The sequence below is a fragment of the Nocardia sputorum genome, from assembly GCF_027924405.1.
Lineage (GTDB): Bacteria > Actinomycetota > Actinomycetes > Mycobacteriales > Mycobacteriaceae > Nocardia > Nocardia sputorum.
Window position 1 is genome coordinate 2,149,564 of sequence record NZ_AP026978.1, and the last position, 18,397, is coordinate 2,167,960.

The following is an 18,397-nucleotide window of genomic DNA, read 5'->3' on the forward strand; positions in this document are numbered from 1 at the left end:
CGCTCCCAGGCTAACCGATCCGGTTACCCCACCTAGCTTTTGCTCGACAGGATTGACCGAATTCGCAACCGCAAACTCTCACCCACGGTGCCGGTGTCGCGACGGAGCCGTCGGCGATGTCGATCGTGTCGGCGTGGTGCGAGGTCTATTCAGGCACAGCCGCCACGGGGCCGTCGGTGCCGAACAGGGCGATCAGTTCGCGGACCTGATCTTCGAACGACGTGGCCGTGCGGTCGTGCTCGCTGCGCAGGCGGTTGGTGATTGCGCGGGGTCCGCCGAGCGCACGGCCGAGTCCGAGGTCGATTCGTCCCGGGTGGAAGGCCTCCAAAGTGCCGAACTGTTCCGCGATGACGATCGGAGCGTGGTTGAGCAACATCACCCCGCCTGCTCCGACCCGGACCCGCCGTGTCACCGACGCCACGTGTGCGGCGACGACTGCCGGTGCCGCGCCGGCCACGCCGGACATGCCGTGGTGCTCGGGCACCCAGTACCGGTGGTAGCCGAGGTCATCGGCGAACCGCGCCAGTTCCACGCTGTTACGCAGCGCTGTGCTCGCGTTCGATTGTTGCGTGATGGGTACTGTGTCCAGCACCGAAACGCGAACCTCATGCGAAGGGTTCATCGTGGACAACGCATTTCGCGGTGGGATCCCACGGCTTCCCGGATTCCCGGCCAAGGGTCGCTGACCGATGCTGCTGAAATCACAGAGATCTGGGACTCCGTCGTTACGTCGCGGCCGCGCGGTATGACGCTATCAGCGCGCGGACGGCCGAGTCGATCTCCGCCGGCAATGGTGTCGACTTCACGATGTCTTCAACAACGGGCATTGTCGCCTCGGATGGTGCCTGGCATCGCCACGAAGATGACGTTCTCATTGCGGTCGGGTTCCGTCACGCCGTTCACGATCGCTTCGGTCCGTCCTCCGTCAGGGCAGGGCATGCAGTCTCGGGTGCCAGGCATGCAGGCGCAAGGCCTCGGACCACAGAGTAGCGGGGTGTCGTAGTCCACCGACGAGTTTCACCACCAGCCGATGCCCGGGCTGCCGAGGCCACTCGTCCTGGGCTGCGGCCGGCGCGCGTATGTTCTGCGGTGGTGTCGGCACCGGCATTCGCGGGCACAGCAATTCGGCTCAGGCCGGTCGTCGTTGCACCGCGTCGGAAATCACCGCTGCCACGAACTTTTCGACCGCTGCTGTGGTGGGTGGGCCGGCGTCACGGTCTGTGAACAACAGATGCCCGCCACCGACCAGGGACAGGGTGAGCGATTCGATGTCGGCGTCGGCCGCGATGCGGCCGCGTTCACGCTCGTCGGTCAGATAAGTGGAGATCGCGGTTGTCGCCTCGGCGAGGATCGCCATGCCGCCGCCGGGCCTGGCTTGCCGCAGTCGTGCGCGCAGCTCGTCACGGAAGGTGATGAGCGGAAGGATCGCGACCGGAACCGGTCCGAACAGCGTGGTCAGCGCGCTCGACAGATTGGCGGCCACCGTGCCCGAGCCCGCGGACCCGCGCAGTGCACTCGCCTGCGCTTCGAGTTGCGCGGCCCGGTCGAGCACAAGTGCGGTGAGGAAGGCGTCGAAGTCGGTGAAGTGCCGGTGCAGAACCCCTTTGGCGCAGCCCGCCTCGTCGGTGACAGCCCGGCTGGTCAGCCCGTTCGGCCCGGCGCGCAGCAGCACGCGGTCGGCGGCGTCGAACAGTTGCTGCCGCGCGTCGTGAAGGTGCACTCCAGTCGGCACTCACAGTTCCTTTCGTGCGTCGATCAGCCACATTATTGCTTAGTGGGCATGCGCCCACTAAGGTGGGCGCATGCCCATTATGCCGCGAGAGCAAACAGAACCGTCCCCAGCGCAGCCGGAGGAGTCCCAGCGGATGGCCGTGTCGTTCGGCGTGGACGCACAGCGCTACGACCAGGCCCGCCCCGGCTACCCCGAGGCCTTGGTGGCGCGGATCCTCGCCGGGACGCCCGGGGTGGACGTGCTCGACGTGGGCTGCGGTACCGGCATCGCGGCCCGCCAGTTCCAGGCGGCGGGGTGCAGGGTGCTCGGCGTCGAACCCGATGCGCGGATGGCTGATTTCGCACGAGCCCGCGGTCTGCGGGTCGAGGTCGCGACCTTCGAGGCATGGCAGCCGGGCGGCCGGATGTTCGATGCGGTCGTCGCCGCTCAGTCGTGGCATTGGGTGGATCCGGTTGCCGGCGTCGCGAAGGCGGCCGGCGTGCTGCGTCCAGGGGGACGGCTGGCGATCTTCGGTCACGTGTACGAGCCACCCGCCGAGGTGGCAGAACCGTTCGCCGCCGCCTACCGGCGGGTGGCGCCGGACTCACCGCTCAGCGGCCGACCTGCTCGACGTCCGCTCGAGCTCTACCGGACGGGATACGCGAAAATCGCCGACCACATCCGCGACACCGGGCGATTCGGTGATCCCGAACAGTGGCGATTCGACTGGCAGCAGTCCTACACGCGCGACCAATGGCTGGAGTTGCTCCCCACCACGGGCGGCCTCACTCGACTCCGTCCCGATCAGCTGGCCGAGATTCTGAACGCGGTCGGCGACGCCATCGACGCTCTGGGCGGATCCTTCACGATGGACTACACCACCCTGGCCGCGACCGCCGCACGTGCAGGCAGTTCCTGACTCGACCGCGGCCTGATTCGCGTGGTCTCGGCCCGCGGGCGGCGCCGGCATCCGCCGCCGCCTCCATCCCGCTACACCCGCAGCCCGCGGGTCGCCCTTGTCCGCGCGGGTGCCCGGGCATGGGGCCGTCGGCGGCGTCGCCAGTTTGCTCTGCTGCGGTGAGGGTAGGCCGGAGGGGAATTTGCTCGGTGCCGGAGGAGGCCAACGATGCGACGAACGCGTTCGATCATTCACGACGTGCCCGCAGTGTGTCGGTCATGACCGACAACCCCCGTTCCCTGCGCGGCTATGTCGCCACGATCGTGGCCTATGTGACGGTGATAGCGGCGGTCGCGCTGCTGGGCGGTGTGACGGGGCGAAAGCTTCCGGGTGCGATGAGTGTCGGCGACCTGGTCGTAACTGCGTTCGCCGCGCACAAGCTGTCCCGCTTGGGGACGAAGGCCTCGGTCACCGCGCCCGTGCGGGCCCCGTTCACGCGTCCTGGCTCGCACGACGGCGGCCCGGGGGAGGTGGCCGAGGAGCCCAAGGCCCGCGAGGGTGTCGCGCACAGCATCGGCGAACTGCTCAGCTGCCCGTTCTGCTTCGACGTGTGGGTTGTCACCGGCTTGACCATCGGGCATGTCTTCGCTCCGCGGGCGACGCGTGTGGTGACGGACGCGGCTGCCGCCTTGGCCGGCGCCGATTTCCTGCATCTCGCGTACGCCACCGCGCAGCAGATAGCCGAGGGCGAGCTCCCCGCACCGGCGCCCCGCTGAGGAGGCGATGCCCGGAGTGGCACTCACGGTCGGCCTCGGATCCCGGCTGGGTGATATGCCGGCGTGGATGGGGAAGCCCAGAATTATTCGCCGGAGGGTGGTGTCTGGTCGGTGTCGGCTTGCTGGTCTGCTTTCGCGATGGCGACGGGTGTGACGTGGGTTGTGCGCCCCGCGTGGGCTTCGGCCCGCATGCGTTCGGACATATGCGGGTAGTGCAGCTCGAACGCGGGCCGCTCGGAGCGAATGCGTGGCAGCTCGAAGAAATTGTGCCGCGGGGGCGGGGAAGTGGTCGCCCATTCCAGGGAGTTGCCCTGCCCCCAGGGATCGTCGACGGTCACCACCTCGCCGTAGCGATAGCTTTTGAAGACGTTCCACACGAACGTGATCATGGAGACACCGAGCAGGAAGGATCCGAGGGTGGAGATCGTGTTCAGCAGCGTGAAATCGTCGGTCGCCAGATAATCCGCGTATCGGCGCGGCATGCCTTCGTTGCCGAGCCAGTGCTGGATCAAGAACGTGGTGTGGAAGCCGATCAGAGTCGTCCAGAAGTGGATTCTGCCCAATCTTTCGTCCAGGAAGCGTCCGACGATCTTCGGGAACCAGAAGTAGATGCCGGCGAAGGTGGCGAACACGATGGTTCCGAACAGCACGTAATGGAAGTGCGCGACGACGAAGTAGGTGTCGGTGACATGGAAGTCCAGTGGCGGACTGGCGAGGATGACACCGGACAGGCCGCCGAGCAGGAACGTCACGATGAACCCGACCGAGAACAGCATCGGCGTCTCGAAGGTCAGCTGGCCGCGCCACATGGTGCCGATCCAGTTGAAGAATTTGACGCCGGTGGGCACCGCGATCAGGAACGTCATCAGCGAGAAATACGGCAGCAGCACCGCACCGGTGGCGTACATGTGGTGGGCCCACACCGCCACCGACAACGCGGCGATCGCGAGCGTGGCGTAGACCAGGGCGGTGTATCCGAAGATGGGTTTGCGGCTGAATACCGGGATCACCTCGGTGACGATTCCGAAGAACGGCAGCGCGATGATGTAGACCTCGGGATGGCCGAAGAACCAGAACAGGTGCTGCCACAGGATCGAGCCGCCGGTCGCGGGATCGTAGATGTGCCCGCCGAGGTGCCGGTCGTAGGCCAGAGCCATCAGCGCGGCCGTCAGAATCGGGAACGCGAGCAGCACGAGGATGCTGGTGACGAGGATGTTCCAGGTGAAGATGGGCATCCGGAACATCGTCATCCCCGGCGCGCGCAGGCAGATCACCGTGGTGGTCATGTTCACCGCGCCGAGAATGGTGCCGAGACCGGAGACGGCCAAACCCATGATCCACAAGTCCGCGCCCACGCCGGGCGAGTGCTCGGCCAGACTCAGCGGTGTGTAGCCCGTCCAGCCGAAGTCGGCGGCGCCGCCCGGGGTGAGGAAACCAGCGGTGGCCATCGTCGCCCCGAACAAATACAGCCAGTAACTGAAGGCGTTGAGCCGGGGAAACGCGACATCCGGGGCGCCGATCTGCAACGGCAGAATGGCATTGGCGAACCCGAATACCACGGGCGTGGCATAGAACAGCAGCATTATCGTGCCATGCATGGTGAACAGCTGGTTGTATTGCTCCGTCGAAAGAAATTGCAGTCCCGGCCTGGCGAGTTCACCGCGCATCAGCAGGGCCATCAAGCCGCCGACCAGGAAGAAACCGGTCGCCGAGGTCAAATAGAGGATACCCAGCACCTTCGGGTCCGTGGTGGTGACCATTTTCCACACGAACGAGCCTTTCGGGCCCCTTCGCGCGGGGTACGGCCGCGTCGCTTCGACAGGTGAGATTTCACGGGCCATCGCTGCCATCGTGCACCTTCTTCGTCATCCGGGCGCCCACGACGTACCCGAGTAGCGAGAGTCGAAACCGAACGAATGGCGGAGTGTCCGACGGTGCCGGACAACCCAGGAATCAGGCAGGAATCAACTCTGCAGACGAGCCCGCAGGCCCGGACCCGACCACGCCGCCAACCAGCCTACTTCCATTGCGGCGTCGAGCAGGTAGCTCTTCGGAATGTCGCCCTTGGGGACATACTTCAGATCTATCGCCAGCAGCCATGTCGCGGTGATGACCCCGATGCGGCGCGCGTCGGCCACTCCCACAGGTGAAAAGCTGGCCAGGATTTGCGCGACGCCGTTGCCTGCGAGCAGCCCCGCGACGGTGTATTGCAGCCAATGATCGTTCTTCGGGCCGAAGACGGCCTCGAAACTGCGGCGATGCAGCAACGGCCACAACCCGCCGACGACATTGAACACACCGTGGGCGCGAGCCACGCCGACACCGGATGTGAGCCGTGGGCGGCTGCGGTCGGTAACCGTCACGGCCTCGGGTGGTTCGATGCGGTGTGTCATGGCGATCGACTCCTTCTGGACGGGCGAACTTCGGTGTCGGAACGCCGTCGATGCGGCGCTACCCTCGTCGGGCGACGGCCACCCGATCAGCCGCTTCTCCGCCGCCGCTTTGCTCGCGGTGCCCTGCCTCGGCGCTCAGCACCGGGTGCGGGCGTCGCGGATCAACATCAAATGGTGCTCGATAATCGGCTCGGCGTCGCGGGCGAGGGCCGTCACCTGCTCGGAGTCGCCGGTCGATAGGTCTACAGCACCGGCCTGCAGCGCCTGGATGTGGAAGTTCTCCTGCATGGTCAGCCAGGCCAGGTCGAAATCCCGGCCCATCTTCATCCCGGTGCTCAAAAGCTGCTGGGTTTGGTCGGGGTTCGGCGTCAGCGGCAGCACCACTCCGTTCGGGAGGGCGATGGCCGCGCCCATCGCGTCCAGCCGCGTGTGATCGGACACCAGCATCGCGCCGATCTCCCGCACTTGCGGACACGCGCCGATCGGTGCGGCGCGCGCACCGGAAATAATTTCCGCCATATGCGACTGATGCGAGACAGTCAGATACGTGCTGTCTCGTCGCCCAGGGCGACCGGCGCCGCATAGCCGCTCCCGGGAGCACAGCACAATCCCAACCCGGCCACCAAGGCCGCGGGCGCCAGCAGACGTCGTAGTGATCGCATTTCGTCTCCTACGGTCGGTGGTCACTCACCGCCCGTGTGCCCAAAAGCACGCACGGTAAGCCGCCCAGGGCAGTCGGCCGAGGACGCGCACACGCGACCACGGCGGCAGCCGCCTTCACGCGTGGCGGTGGCGAGCAGCTGGTGCTGCCCGCCACCGACGGAACCTGAGATCGGCGGGTCAGCCCGGCATGTGCTGTTCATGGGTGAACGGTTTGGTGCCCTGCACCGCGGGTTCGCCCTCCGGATTCGCCTCGCCGCCGTGGTTGGTTCGCTCGTCGGAGCCGAGCCACTCGGCGACCGGATTGTCCGCGTAGCGCCACTGCATGTCGTCCGGCTCCCCTTCGTCCGGGACTGGATCGCCCGCAGCCCCGCCCAGGCCACGGCGGCGCCGCGCGAGCCCACCGACCTCGCGCCGCGCCGCCACCGCCTGCACTTCACCGTCGACCTGGACGCCGACCGCGAAACCGTGTTCGACGTGTTCACCGGGCAGTGGGCGGCACTGTGGCCGGTGCGTCGGCAACGGGTGCGCGACACACCTGGCACCACTACAGCCTGCCCAGACTGCGATCACTGTGCACACATCCCACCCGCCAAGCCCGAACCCACCACGCCACCACGCTCAACGGCTACCACGACCAGCATTGACCTGGCGGCGTCGGTGGTGAAGCCGACCTGCTGGGGGCGGTCGTGCGGGGAGGAACCACGTGTGTTCAACAAAGACACCTGTTCGGACGGAGAAAATCTGTAGCGCGGGGTGTAGACATTGGGGGAGAGGAGGTATACATTCTTTGTCGTTGGAGATGAGAAGTCTGGTTGGCCGGGCAGGTGAACTGCACCGGAAGCAAGATTGACCTCCCCTCCGGCGGAGAAGAGAATCCGGTGCAGTCGGCCGGGCCGCCGGAGGGGATGGCGAACTACCGTAAGCCTGACCGGCAGTCCAGGAGGTGGTCACTGAACAGCTCTTCCCAGATGCCGTGTCCCGGGCTGCCGGGCGCGGTGCCCGATGTCGGCAGTACCGGCCGACCGACGGAAACGTGAAACCCCTCGATATCCCGGCCCCGGCGCACAACGCGCCGGGGCCTGTCGACGTTGATCCAGAGGTATTGTGCCGCAACCGAACACAGACCCCGCAGACCCCCTCGATACCTCCAGTGCTGCTGAGCGGCTCGATGATGAGGATTATCCCGCCTACAGCATGGGCAGGGCCGCGGAAATCCTCGGCGTCACCCCCGCCTTCCTGCGTGGCCTGGACGCCGCCGATCTGCTGACACCGCAGCGCTCCGCAGGCGGGCACCGACGCTACTCCCGCTACCAGTTGCGGATCGCCGCCCGCGTCCGCGCGCTGGTCGATGAGGGCACGCAACTGGAGGCGGCGTGCCGGATCATCGCCCTGGAAGACCAGCTTGCCGAAGCCCGCGAACTCAACGCCGAACTCTCCCGGCGGAACCCACCCGAACCCCACCCGGGCAGCTGAACCTCACCAGCCGCCGCGCCGGGTGCCGAGTTCGGCCCACACCGTTTTGCCGCCGCCGTGGTAGTCGACACCCCAGCAAGAAGCGAGTTGCTCGACCAGGATCAACCCGCGCCCGCCGGTCTGGTCGGGCCGACGGATCCGCGCTCGAGCGGGTGAGGCGTCCTCGACCTCCACCCGGAATCGGTCGTGGCAGGCCATGACCAACCGGCAGCCGCGCGGCGCGCGGGCGTGCACGACAGCGTTACTGGCCAATTCATCACATACCTGCACCGCGTCCTCGACCGCTATACCGGAGGCGTGCTCGAGCAGGCGCCGCACCGCGGCCCGCACCTGCCCCAACGACACGGCCTCGAGATTCAACTCGATGACAGTGCCGTCCACGCGTTGCTCGGCGCGCGCCGGCTTCAATGTCGAAGCGCCCACTCGGCACCCTCTTCTCGATCGCCCGGTTACCCCGCCCACCGCGAGGCAGAACCACTTCGGCGACGACATACCCTCACTACGCCCCCGCGAAAACGCCGCCTGCACCACTCGCCGCGGTAGCAGCCATCGGTGCGGCGATCTCGGATACCGGGTCGTGACGGCCGCAGCGGCCCGACCACGGGAACTGGAACCCGAAAAGTAGCCTGCTGACCAGGGCTTTTCCGGGCGGCCTTTTCGGTACCCTTGCCAGGGTGCACGCGCGGCCTTGCGGCAACCGCAGGACGCGACCGCCGAACACACCCACCTGTCGGATGCGTGGCCGACCGCAGCTGAGCGGTATCAACTGCTGGCCGCGCGAACGATGCCGCCGGTCGCCGTCGCCGACGACCGTTCCATCGGCGGCCTGTCAGCCGGACCCTCGTTCTTCCTGTGCGCACAAATGGCGATGCAGCGACCGTCCTGCACGCGGCGTTGGTGACGATGAAGATCCATCGCCCGCCGAGCCGGAGCGAGCGTGGTCTACGGCCAATTCAACACCGACACAGTGGGATTGACCGAGTTCTATCGCCATAGCGGCATGGACGTGTCCAACCCGGATGCGCCCCTGCACATGAACGCACTGATAGATCTCCCCGCCGTCATCGCGCCCTTGCCGGCCGGCCGATCGCACGCTCGGGCGCTCCCACCAGCCACCGATTGCCGCGTCCTGCGGCATGTGCAAGATCAGCCGGTCGACCTGACAGGGCGTGCGCTGGGAGGCCCATGAAAGCTGAGTGGCGCACGACCAGCGGCAAGCCAGCCGCCACGGTGGCTGGGAACGCCGCAAGGCCTTCGAGGCTCCATCCCGCAACTGGATTGGTTCCGACGCTCCAACTCGCCAGCGATGTTGCATCTGCGCTTGCAGCAGAGCGCCTGGGGGCGAAAGCCGCGCGCTGCATATGTCAGCGGCCAATTGAGATGAGAAACCCTGATTTCGTGCGCCGAACGAAACCAACTGTGTAGCGGTCGCCGGACATAACAGACCTCCGGCACAGTTTCGCCTTTCCATTCCCATCGCATATCGTTCGCTGAAATGTGACTCCTGATTACCGCAAGCATCGACATGGCAAACATCGACAACCGCGGCTCGGCGGAGTATTAAACTCCCGATGCACGGGAGAAAGTCTTTTCCGCTCGCCATTTGGACACGTGGACAAGGGGACGTCATGAGCTCGAATGATTCTGATCTGTCGGATCCGCACTACGGGTACGATTTTGTGGTAGCGACCACGCAGGGGAGCATCAACGCGACACTCAAGGAATTCCTTGCTGCGATCGCCGAACCTGTGACGACCGCTTGCTATGTGGCCGATGACAAAGGGCATCCCGTCTCGATAGACTACGCCAAACTGAAGCAGCAATCCGGCGTGGATCCGTTCGCGATTCCCGCGAATGTCGACGCAGCCAACGACACCGATATCAAGAAGCTGATTTCGGCGAGGTTCATGTTCGGCTTTCAGGCCCAACTGGGGCTGCCGCCGATGTCGTCGCCGCAGAAGATCCCGGACATCGTCGACCTCGGAGGCGACACGGCGACCGTGGGATTCAATCTGCTGTGCGCTGAATTCGCCATCGTCAATCTCACTCCCCCGGGTGGATACAACACGGACGCGACATGGGATCGCTTCGACCAGCAAAAGGATGCGCCGTGGATATTCAGCACGAAGGTCGACCTGCGGTTGTCCACAGTGGACCAGAGCGCCTACTCCAAGCTCCCGCCGGATGTGCAGCAGCAGATCAAGAATCTCGGTGACAATGCCTTCAGTGTGCAGCAACTTCTCTACGACCTGGACAACGCGGCACTGGAAACGGTGCCCACGATCGAGGGAGTAAAGCCGGGAACCCTCCTCTACACGATGCTCGAGCAGGACTTCGTCGGAGCGTACTTCACCCAGATGCAGAAGGAGCACAAGCCTCTGATGGGCGTCATGATCGCCCAGCAGGACGCGCCGCCGGCGACACTGACGCTGACCGACTTCAATTTTCAGGTGTCGCCTTTTCTGGGATCTGACGGGCAGGAGATTGCAAACCCGACGAAGGAGCAGCGGGATCTAGCCACGTTGAATTACCTGTGCGCGGCCGATAAAGACGCGCTACCGCCACCGGTGAAGTTCGGGTGGAACTGGGTGGACACGCTGTCGGAGTCGGACGGAGTCATCGCGATCAACCGGAACACGTTCGGAAACTACTTTTACCATCAGTTGAAGGATTACGTGCCGGGCAACTGCATGCTGCCCTCGGTGTCTGTGTGGGAGTCCGGCTTTCTGGGGGACACAACCAATTATAAATGGAGCCTGACCCCGGGGCAGTCCCCGACGGTGACCCAGGGCAAGGACACCAGCGGCGCCACCGTCCTCACCTTCCATTACGCCCCTCCCTCCCAACACGACGAGGCCCACTGGTTGGGCGAGGCCGTGGGTGGGATGACGTTGTCAACGTCTTTCGACTTGTCGGTCACGTTCCAGGGAAACACGATTACGATCAGCCAGCACCTGGTTGTCTACGCGGAGGTCTGGCATACACCGAGCAGTGGAGACAAGGGAAACGTGGTCGACAAGACGATCAACGAGACCTACACCCTCGACGTAGATCAGAATGGCAGATTGGTCACCTCTGACCCTGCGATCCAGAACATCGACAATTCCTATAAGCTGCATACTTCGGGTTTCCTGGCCTGGATCGCGAACATCCAGGACCTCGAGAACGATATTCAGAACTGGCTGAAATGTATCGCGCCGTGCAACCTGAAGGCCCTCCCGGTCTCGATTGTCGACAACTTCGTCTTTCCCGGCGGGAAAACTTTCACCTACAAGAACGTGAACTTCTCCGATCACCAGGACCTGGTTTCCCACATCACCTACACCCAACCCGGCTGACCAGTGGCCCGACAGCAGAGGCGGGAGAAGATCATGGGCAACTACTCGGTCTCCTACTCGACCGAACTCATGCGGAACTACTTGCAAAGCGAGGTCCTGGCGCCGGAGGCGAAGTTCGAAGCGCTCCAGACACAGGCGGGTGCCTCGTTGTTGTTCTCCATCTCCACCCAGGGCGTCCTGTATGTGACCAAGGAAGTGCCGGGCGACCGCAGCGGGTGGCAGAGATCGGACCTGAGCAGCGCGCTGATCGCGCACGACTTCGGCGGAAACGGCGTTGCCTGCAAGGACTTCGCCGTAGCGCAGTCGGCGTTCCCGCCCGCCACCTCCATCCACCTCGCGATGGTGGTCAGCGACGGGACCTCCGACCACCTCTACCTGAGCCTGGCCAACTCCGATTCCGACACGTCGTGGACCTCGCATCCGTCGTGGACGGCCTTCCCGTTCGACAATCCGGACCACCAGCCCAGCCCGGTGGTCATCGTCGGGGTGCTGATCAGCGAGGCGGCCGACGCCGAGTACATCGTGGTGGATGTGGTGCGCGACCCGTCGAGCAACGTACAGACGGTGTCGCGCTACTACATCGACACCTCCAAAACCGACGGCTATGCCTGGCATTACCACGACATGGCGATCGATGTGGAAGTCGACCGTTATTCCAGCCGCTTGGGCCGTTCGCAGTCACAGTACGTCGACGGCATCTACACCGCGGGGCACGCGGACGGTTCGCCCCAGTTCGTCTACCAACCGCTGTACAACGCGTTCAACCCCCACGTCCCGGCGCCGCCTGCCCGGTTGCAGCTACCCGGCAACCTCGTGCCTGACGCGATCGCCTCGTGTCGCAAGGCCGACCACACCAGCGACCTCTACGCCACCGCGAACGGCACGCTGTTCTACTTCGACAGCCACAACCAACACGATGAGGCCACCGGCGTCGAACTGCTCGAGAGCCCACTGCTCAACGGGGTTCGCGCCCTGTACGCCACGCTCACCGGCACCGAGGTGATGATTTGGGGACTCAACGGCGATGATCAGGTGTTCTACACCACCTGTCCTCTCGCCGAACTCACCACACCGGGCTCGTGGAAGGTCCCGCTGCCCATCGTCAGCGGTGTAGAACAGGTTTCGCCCTACCTCGACCGCGCCAACAGCGCGAACACCTTTTTCGCCCACGTCGGCGAGAACCGGTTGATCAAGGCCGTCAAATCTCCCGACACGACAGTGTGGACCACACAATCCATTACCCTTCCGCCGCTGTCGAACAGCCCGGCACAGCAGTTCGACTCCTACACCACCCGGATCCAGGTGACCGGACCGGACGGGCAGCCCGCCAAGGGGATGCCGGTTACACTCATCGCGAGCAACGTCAAGGCCGTCTACATCAACCACCTCTACTACGTGGTCGGGGCGGAACCGGTGCACGTCGCGACCGACGCCATGGGATCGGTGACGGTCGTCGAGCCAGTCGACACGCTCACCGGAACGCGACTGAGCGTCGAAGTCGACGGTGTAACCACCGAGATCGACCCGATGGACAAATCGTTTCGTAAGGCAGCCGGCCTGGACACTACGGCCGAGCTGACCGACGCGGTGATCACCTACCACGACGGCAGCACCAAGCCGCTGATCCCAGCCGGTACCGACAAGAACGACCTCAGGACGGTAGCCGAGGCGAACGCGAAACTATCCCAGGCGTACGCTTCCCTCCCTCCGAGCGCGACCGCGGTAGCAACCCGCGCCGGCACCGTGGACGACCTCAGCGGACTCCTGGTCGACGCCGGTGACCTGCTGAACTGGCTAGGCCACGAAATCGACCGAGGAGTCGATGTCGTCATCCAATTCGTCAAGGACGAGGCGACCGATTTCTGGCGGCTTGTCGTAACGATCGAAGGAGACGTCTACAACGCCCTGCTGGAAACCGTGGAGACGATCATCTCCGCGATCCAGTGGGTCTATCACCAGATCAAAATCGCGATCAAGGACCTCATCGACTTCCTGAAGTTCGTCTTCGAATGGAAGGACATCACGCGCACCCAGCGCGTCGTGCGAAACTTCGTCAAGGTCTACCTCGCCTACCAGCTGGCACAGGTGCAGGACTACAAGTCCGAGTGCGACCAGATGTTCACGCAACTCGAGAACACCATCGACAACTGGGCCGGCACGGGCGGCTGGAGCGGCCTGGGCAACGACGGGAAGTCGACGGTAGACAGCATGTCGACCCCGGCCGTCGGGCAGAGCGCACCAGGCTGCTTGCTCAGCCACCACTACCAGGGCAACGCCGACGCCATTACGCCGAGCCCGCCACCCCCGTCGGAATTGGATTCCAGTGCGATCGCCGCGCTGATGCAGGCTCTGAACAACGAGGGGCACATCATCGGCGACACGCTCGAAGGGATCGGCGGCCTCGCGGCCGGTATCGGCTCCATGCCGTTGACCGATCTGCTCGAGAAAATGGCCACCTTCGTCGGTGCGGCCGCGCTCGACAGCGCAAAGAATGTCATCGACACTCTCTTCGACATCGTCTACGAACTGGCCAAAAAAGCCCTCGACGCATTCCAGGCGCCGATCCACATCCCGGTGGTCACCGACATTCTCAACGATTTCGGCGTCCCGTCCTTCTCGCTGATGGACGTCGTCTGCTGGATGGTGGCGATCCCGGCGACCCTGATCTACAAGGCAGCAAAGGGCGTGGCCCCATTCCCGGACAACGCCGACACGCAGGCGTTGATCGATGCCCCGGACCTTCCTTCACTGATCACCCTTTTCGCCCGGCAGAGCGCCGACGCCGCGGTCACCGCGACAAGCGCAGGAAGACTTCCCGCAACACACCCCTCAGGAACCACGGACTTCACGATCACTGCCCCGGAGATGGCCACCTTGTCCGGCGCAGTGTCCGAAGAGGTGTTCATCGTCGGTCACGGATTCGCTGGCTTCTGCGCACTCGCCTCGGCGATCGTGTCCGGTTTCGAGGCGGCAGACGAACAACCGGACAACCCGTGGGGCCTGCCCTCGGCCGCCCTCGGCATCGTCGGCGGTGTCACCGGCGGCCTGGCCAACACGCTGGTCCCCTGCGATCCCATCGCCAACACCGCAGTGTCCGACATCTCCACAACCGTCACCGGCATCCGCGTGCTCTGCAAAATCATATTCTGCGGGCCGGCCCAAAAACTGTTCAAAGGCAACGCGGTCTTACAAAGCATCACCATCAACGACGGCCGCGGAGTAGGGGCGGTCGTGGACGCCGTCCTGACACTACCTGCCCTCACCTGCACGATCTGGCACCTCAGCGAACTGGCCGGAAAACCCGCAGGAGGCAACCGAAGCATCGCCATTATCGACGAGACCAGCCAACTCACCTCCTACATCTCCCGGATCAGCTACGCCTTCGCAGTGAACGACGATGACCCCGACAGCCGTGCCGCCTTCGTCACCTCCCTGGCCGTGGCGAACGTGTGCACCGGCGGACTGCAGATGGCGGAGATGTTCGTCAGCCGAACCGGCTACGAGCTCGTTGGCCGATGTGACCTGTCCACCCGTCATAGCCCGATATGTTGATGAGTCGGCCCCCGCCGCGCTCGCGCATGGCAGGCAAGACATAGTGAGTGACATAAAACGCCGAATTCAGATTGTGGTTGATCGTCTCCTGCCACTCGGTAATCGAGATCTCATCCAGCGGACGTCGCAGGCGCCTGCCGACATTGTTGACGGCGATGTCGATGGGGCCGAACGCCGCAGATCCCTTGTGCACGAGCATGGCGACCTGGTCGGGGTCCGACACGTCGGCCATGACTCCGACTGCCTGTCCGCCGGACGCCTCGATCTCACCGACGACACTGTCGACGGCGTTTTTGTCACTGTGACCGTTGACGATTACGCGGGCGCCTTCCGCTGCGAAGAGCAGAGCGATCGCGCGGCCGATATTGCGCCCCGATCCGGTCACGAGTGCCACTCGTCCGGCGAGCCGTTCGGGCATGGGTTCTTCTCCTTTGATGTTCGGGCACAAACCGATCTCGTGGTCGAACAGCTTCGTTCGCGCCTCGAAGGTTCCGTTGTCGGAGGTGTCAAGCCGTCAGATGCCGATCAGGTCGGCCTTGTCGAGCAGATTCTGAACGCGGCCTGCCACAGCGACATAACCCAGCTGCGCCGCCACGCCAACGTCCTCGCCAGCGACCTCAACCGCCCCGGGCTCCCGATGCCGCTGCATCACCGCATCGCCGAGCGGCTCGCTGAGCATGAAAAGGCCATTACTGCTCACGAATCCAGCAAACCCTAGACAGGAGCCCCTCGCCTCATGTCTCGCACCGCCAGCCGCTCTGCCCAACTGGCAGACGAGCGTCGACGTATCCGCGACGCCGCACAGCGCCTACTGACCGGCGCACCGCACCGCAGCAGCGGCACCCTCACCATCTCCACCCTCGCCACCGAGGCTGCGCTGTCTCGGCAACGGCTCTACGAACACCACCCCGATCTTGTCGCCGAGTTCAAAGCCGAAACCGGCTCAGCACCTGCGTCAGCAAATGCCATTGCGGTGCAACAGCAACTGGCCGACGCGCACGATCGCATCAGGGAACTCGAGGGCCGCGAACGCGAACACCTCGACCAGATCAAAACCCTCTGCGCGGTCATCACCGAACTCACCCACGAAACCCGCGCCAGCAACCTGGTGCTGCTGACACCGCGACGGGCGGACTCATCCGGGTCAACCCACATCCTCCGATGAGCGGTCGGCACGGATTCGCCGGAGACTCAGGTGCCGCAGGATGCCCGCTTCGGTCAGTTCACGATTATTCGACGTCGGCGATGAGTACCGGATCCCGCCACCGCGCCCAGCGCTCGACCGCTGTCGGCACCGACGCACCGAGCGGGTGGCTGGTCTCGCGGATGATCCGATCCAGGGCCTCCGGCAGCCCGCGTAGCCGTATCCCGTTCTGACCCAGCCGGTGCACCGCAAGCTGGCGTGGCTGTCGTGGCCGGCTGCGACCAGCGCGCCGAACCATTGCGCGTTCGCGCTCGATCCCTGCACTCGGCGCTCGAGTCCGCCGCGAAGAGGAGGCATGAGAACCTCGAAGCCCTCACAGCCCTCGCGCGGCTCTCGGCATTGCCGGGCCTCTGGTCGAAGCTGGACAAGCCGGGTGCGCTGCCGGTCAAGCGCACATCGTTGCGGCCACGAGTATCGAACCGGTCCTTAAGCCGGAGGTCCGGCAGCTCGCATGGCCGGGGTCGCCGATTCAGGATTTCCCTGACGCGCGCCGCATCTGGTCGTCTGCTTGGTCGGGTGGGGTGCCTGCGGGGATGACGAGCAGAGTCAGCTGGGCGTCGTTCGTGCCGATCAGGTGCATGGTGCCGGGTGGTTGGCCGGTATCGGGTCCGTGTACTTCGACGCCGTCCGGGTTGTCGATGCGGCGTTGGCTGAGACTGACCGCGTTCCAGTCGAAGCTGACGCGAGCGGTGGGGCCGAGGCGTGGGGTGAGGGCGCTGATCAGGTCGTGCAGTTCGGCGGTGAGGTTGTTCGTCCATGGCCACCAAGCGCCGTCGACGCGCTCGGAGCCGGCGCCGGGTTCACGCAGCAGGAGGCGTGGGGTGCGGGTCGGTGTTCGGAAGGGTTGCCGGTCGGGTTCGGGCGGGCCGGTACTACGGCTCATGTCGTGGTGGTTGGTGATCGGGCGTTGTCGAACGATTCGGGGCATGTCTGTTCCTGTGCTCATCGGGGTGTGCGGGTTGCTGATGCGGGGGTGACGGCGGCCATCAGGGCCGCGTGCGCGGTGTCGTCGGCGGTGGACGATGGGATTACGCGGAGCACGATCAGGTCGCGGTCGCGGCCGAAGACGTACATCGTGTTCCACAGTTCGAAGGGGTAGGGGTCGAGCCGGACGGTGTGACCGTTGACGGTCGTCTGCCGGGGCGTGTCCGACCAGCACGCGGGGTCGTAGACGACTCGCCAGATGGGGCCGAGTCGGACGGTCAGGACGGCGAGGAGGTCTGGCAGTTCGGTGGTGAGTTCGCGGGATCGCGGCCACCACGCGCCGTCGAGGTATCCACCGCGGTCGGCTTTCGGCTTCAACCTCAAGCGGGGTGTGTAGTCGGGCGGAACGCGATGGCGGGCGTACTGCGGGCGGATCTGTTCGGGCGCCATGGTGGTGCCGTTGTTTCTGTGGAATCGCATTTCGAGTCCTCTCGAGGCGTTGTTCGCGCATCGTCGCGCCATGGCGCGGGTGGTCGCGGGGGCCACGCGTATGACCATGCGGTGGCGTCGCCCGCGGATCAAGTGGCCGTTGGTGCCCGCGAGCATGAGCGGATCCCTGCTTCGGTCCGGATCGGCGACGCGCAGACCGGATAGTCGCGGTGTATCCAGTACACGCCGTTTCCCTCGTGATGTCAACGTTGTAGGTCTACACTCGTAACTTCATCGGAGATTGCGAGGACGATGGAGGCATCCGGGATGGCCGAAGTTCCGAACCGGCGGCCGGTTCGCGCGAGAACCGGCGGGGGCAGCGGTCCGGTCACCAGGGCGGCCGTGCTGGCCGCGGCGCTCGAGATCATCGATCGCGATGGGGTCGACGGGTTGTCGATGCGGCGGCTGGCCGAGGCGGTGGAGCGGGACCCGATGGTGATCTACCGGCATGTGCCGAACAAGGCGGCGGTGCTCGATGGTGTGGCCGAGATCGTGTTCGCACAGCTGGCAGTCGATGCCGCCGACCCGGACTGGGCTGCGCAGTTGCGGGCGGTCGCCCGCGATTTCCGCCGGCTGGCTCTGGCCCATCCGCGGGTGGTGCCGCTGCTGGTGACCCGGCCGCTGGCCACACCATTGGGGTTGCGTCCCTATGCGGTGGTCCGTCCCCTGGAAGACATCCTCCAGTTGCTGACTCGCGCGGGGTTTTCCGGTGCCGACGCGCTGCACATCTACCGTGCGGTGTTCGGATTCCTCTATGGCCACGTTCTGAACGAGTTGCAGGAGATCGTGGAGCGGCCGGAGGAGACCGACGATGTGCTGCGGCTCGGGCTGCACCGCCTGCCGATCGGCCAGTTCCCGTTGTTGCGCGAACTGGCACCGGTTTTGGCCGCCTACGACGGCGCGGCCGAACTCGAACGCGGTCTGGACATCCTGCTCACCGGTCTCAGCGCCACGCTGCCGGGTCCCGGGCGATGAC

General features: G+C 65.0%; 20 protein-coding genes. 7 read left to right on the forward strand and 13 right to left on the reverse strand.

Features of this window, described 5'->3' with window-relative positions:
* Positions 1 to 145 precede the first annotated feature (145 nt).
* Together QMG86_RS09970 and QMG86_RS09975 are read right to left on the reverse strand one after the other, a co-directional pair.
* The gene (locus QMG86_RS09970) at positions 146 to 592 is read right to left on the reverse strand and encodes an MsnO8 family LLM class oxidoreductase (RefSeq protein WP_281879061.1); all 447 of its coding nucleotides are present in this window, start codon (positions 590 to 592) and stop codon (positions 146 to 148) included.
* A gap of 537 nt (positions 593 to 1,129) precedes the next feature.
* Positions 1,130 to 1,732, reverse strand: coding sequence for a TetR/AcrR family transcriptional regulator (locus tag QMG86_RS09975; RefSeq protein ID WP_281879063.1), 603 nt, complete (start codon positions 1,730 to 1,732; stop codon positions 1,130 to 1,132).
* Between the two features lie 133 nt (positions 1,733 to 1,865).
* Between QMG86_RS09975 and QMG86_RS09980 the strand changes: the two genes are divergently transcribed.
* Both QMG86_RS09980 and QMG86_RS09985 read left to right on the forward strand, forming a co-directional pair.
* Positions 1,866 to 2,630 (forward strand): class I SAM-dependent methyltransferase, encoded by a 765-nt coding sequence (locus QMG86_RS09980; RefSeq protein WP_281879064.1) that lies wholly within the window; start codon positions 1,866 to 1,868, stop codon positions 2,628 to 2,630.
* A 257-nt stretch (positions 2,631 to 2,887) separates the two neighbouring features.
* Positions 2,888 to 3,385, forward strand: coding sequence for a DUF1360 domain-containing protein (locus QMG86_RS09985; RefSeq protein ID WP_281879065.1), 498 nt, complete (start codon positions 2,888 to 2,890; stop codon positions 3,383 to 3,385).
* Positions 3,386 to 3,468: 83 nt separating this feature from the next.
* On the opposite strand, the gene ctaD is transcribed toward QMG86_RS09985, so the two are convergent.
* The 5 genes from ctaD to QMG86_RS10010 form a co-directional block, all read right to left on the reverse strand.
* On the reverse strand, positions 3,469 to 5,235 hold the full coding sequence (gene ctaD, locus QMG86_RS09990) for an aa3-type cytochrome oxidase subunit I (protein WP_281879067.1): 1,767 nt from the start codon (positions 5,233 to 5,235) through the stop codon (positions 3,469 to 3,471).
* Between the two features lie 114 nt (positions 5,236 to 5,349).
* Complete coding sequence (locus tag QMG86_RS09995) at positions 5,350 to 5,778, reverse strand: hypothetical protein (RefSeq protein WP_281879068.1); 429 nt, start codon at positions 5,776 to 5,778, stop codon at positions 5,350 to 5,352.
* A 135-nt stretch (positions 5,779 to 5,913) separates the two neighbouring features.
* Positions 5,914 to 6,297 (reverse strand): DUF4142 domain-containing protein, encoded by a 384-nt coding sequence (locus QMG86_RS10000; RefSeq protein WP_281879069.1) that lies wholly within the window; start codon positions 6,295 to 6,297, stop codon positions 5,914 to 5,916.
* Positions 6,298 to 6,317: 20 nt separating this feature from the next.
* Positions 6,318 to 6,440, reverse strand: a complete 123-nt coding sequence (locus tag QMG86_RS10005; protein WP_281879070.1) for a hypothetical protein — start codon at positions 6,438 to 6,440, stop codon at positions 6,318 to 6,320.
* Between the two features lie 178 nt (positions 6,441 to 6,618).
* Positions 6,619 to 6,960 carry a hypothetical protein gene (locus QMG86_RS10010; RefSeq protein WP_281879072.1) on the reverse strand — a complete coding sequence of 114 codons (342 nt, stop codon included), beginning with the start codon at positions 6,958 to 6,960 and terminating at the stop codon, positions 6,619 to 6,621.
* A 675-nt stretch (positions 6,961 to 7,635) separates the two neighbouring features.
* Here QMG86_RS10010 and QMG86_RS10015 point away from each other — a divergent pair.
* Positions 7,636 to 7,914 carry a MerR family transcriptional regulator gene (locus QMG86_RS10015; protein WP_281879073.1) on the forward strand — a complete coding sequence of 93 codons (279 nt, stop codon included), beginning with the start codon at positions 7,636 to 7,638 and terminating at the stop codon, positions 7,912 to 7,914.
* A gap of 3 nt (positions 7,915 to 7,917) precedes the next feature.
* On the opposite strand, the gene QMG86_RS10020 is transcribed toward QMG86_RS10015, so the two are convergent.
* Positions 7,918 to 8,337 carry an ATP-binding protein gene (locus QMG86_RS10020; RefSeq protein WP_281879075.1) on the reverse strand — a complete coding sequence of 140 codons (420 nt, stop codon included), beginning with the start codon at positions 8,335 to 8,337 and terminating at the stop codon, positions 7,918 to 7,920.
* A 1,205-nt stretch (positions 8,338 to 9,542) separates the two neighbouring features.
* Between QMG86_RS10020 and QMG86_RS10025 the strand changes: the two genes are divergently transcribed.
* Positions 9,543 to 11,252: a hypothetical protein gene (locus QMG86_RS10025; RefSeq protein ID WP_281879076.1), complete on the forward strand. Its 1,710-nt coding sequence runs from the start codon at positions 9,543 to 9,545 to the stop codon at positions 11,250 to 11,252.
* 471 nt (positions 11,253 to 11,723) lie between these two features.
* Positions 11,724 to 14,804 carry a hypothetical protein gene (locus QMG86_RS10030; protein ID WP_281879078.1) on the forward strand — a complete coding sequence of 1,027 codons (3,081 nt, stop codon included), beginning with the start codon at positions 11,724 to 11,726 and terminating at the stop codon, positions 14,802 to 14,804.
* Here the strand turns inward: QMG86_RS10030 and QMG86_RS10035 are convergent.
* Both QMG86_RS10035 and QMG86_RS10040 read right to left on the reverse strand, forming a co-directional pair.
* Positions 14,737 to 15,222 (reverse strand): SDR family NAD(P)-dependent oxidoreductase, encoded by a 486-nt coding sequence (locus QMG86_RS10035; RefSeq protein ID WP_281879080.1) that lies wholly within the window; start codon positions 15,220 to 15,222, stop codon positions 14,737 to 14,739. The two genes, QMG86_RS10030 and QMG86_RS10035, sit on opposite strands and share 68 nt — an antisense overlap.
* Before the next feature lie 96 nt (positions 15,223 to 15,318).
* On the reverse strand, positions 15,319 to 15,504 hold the full coding sequence (locus QMG86_RS10040) for a hypothetical protein (protein ID WP_281879081.1): 186 nt from the start codon (positions 15,502 to 15,504) through the stop codon (positions 15,319 to 15,321).
* A gap of 36 nt (positions 15,505 to 15,540) precedes the next feature.
* On the opposite strand from QMG86_RS10040, the gene QMG86_RS10045 reads away from it, so the two are divergent.
* Positions 15,541 to 15,969: a hypothetical protein gene (locus QMG86_RS10045; RefSeq protein WP_281879082.1), complete on the forward strand. Its 429-nt coding sequence runs from the start codon at positions 15,541 to 15,543 to the stop codon at positions 15,967 to 15,969.
* 64 nt (positions 15,970 to 16,033) lie between these two features.
* Here QMG86_RS10045 and QMG86_RS10050 read toward each other — a convergent pair whose 3' ends face one another.
* The 3 genes from QMG86_RS10050 to QMG86_RS10060 all read right to left on the reverse strand — a co-directional run bounded on the left by QMG86_RS10050 (position 16,034) and on the right by QMG86_RS10060 (position 17,412).
* Positions 16,034 to 16,195 (reverse strand): hypothetical protein, encoded by a 162-nt coding sequence (locus tag QMG86_RS10050; protein ID WP_281879083.1) that lies wholly within the window; start codon positions 16,193 to 16,195, stop codon positions 16,034 to 16,036.
* 282 nt (positions 16,196 to 16,477) lie between these two features.
* Positions 16,478 to 16,891 carry a DUF5994 family protein gene (locus QMG86_RS10055; RefSeq protein ID WP_281880884.1) on the reverse strand — a complete coding sequence of 138 codons (414 nt, stop codon included), beginning with the start codon at positions 16,889 to 16,891 and terminating at the stop codon, positions 16,478 to 16,480.
* A 59-nt stretch (positions 16,892 to 16,950) separates the two neighbouring features.
* Positions 16,951 to 17,412 carry a DUF5994 family protein gene (locus QMG86_RS10060; protein ID WP_281879084.1) on the reverse strand — a complete coding sequence of 154 codons (462 nt, stop codon included), beginning with the start codon at positions 17,410 to 17,412 and terminating at the stop codon, positions 16,951 to 16,953.
* Between the two features lie 276 nt (positions 17,413 to 17,688).
* On the opposite strand from QMG86_RS10060, the gene QMG86_RS10065 reads away from it, so the two are divergent.
* On the forward strand, positions 17,689 to 18,396 hold the full coding sequence (locus tag QMG86_RS10065; protein WP_281879085.1) for a TetR/AcrR family transcriptional regulator C-terminal domain-containing protein: 708 nt from the start codon (positions 17,689 to 17,691) through the stop codon (positions 18,394 to 18,396).
* The last annotated feature ends 1 nt before the right edge of the window (position 18,397 follow it).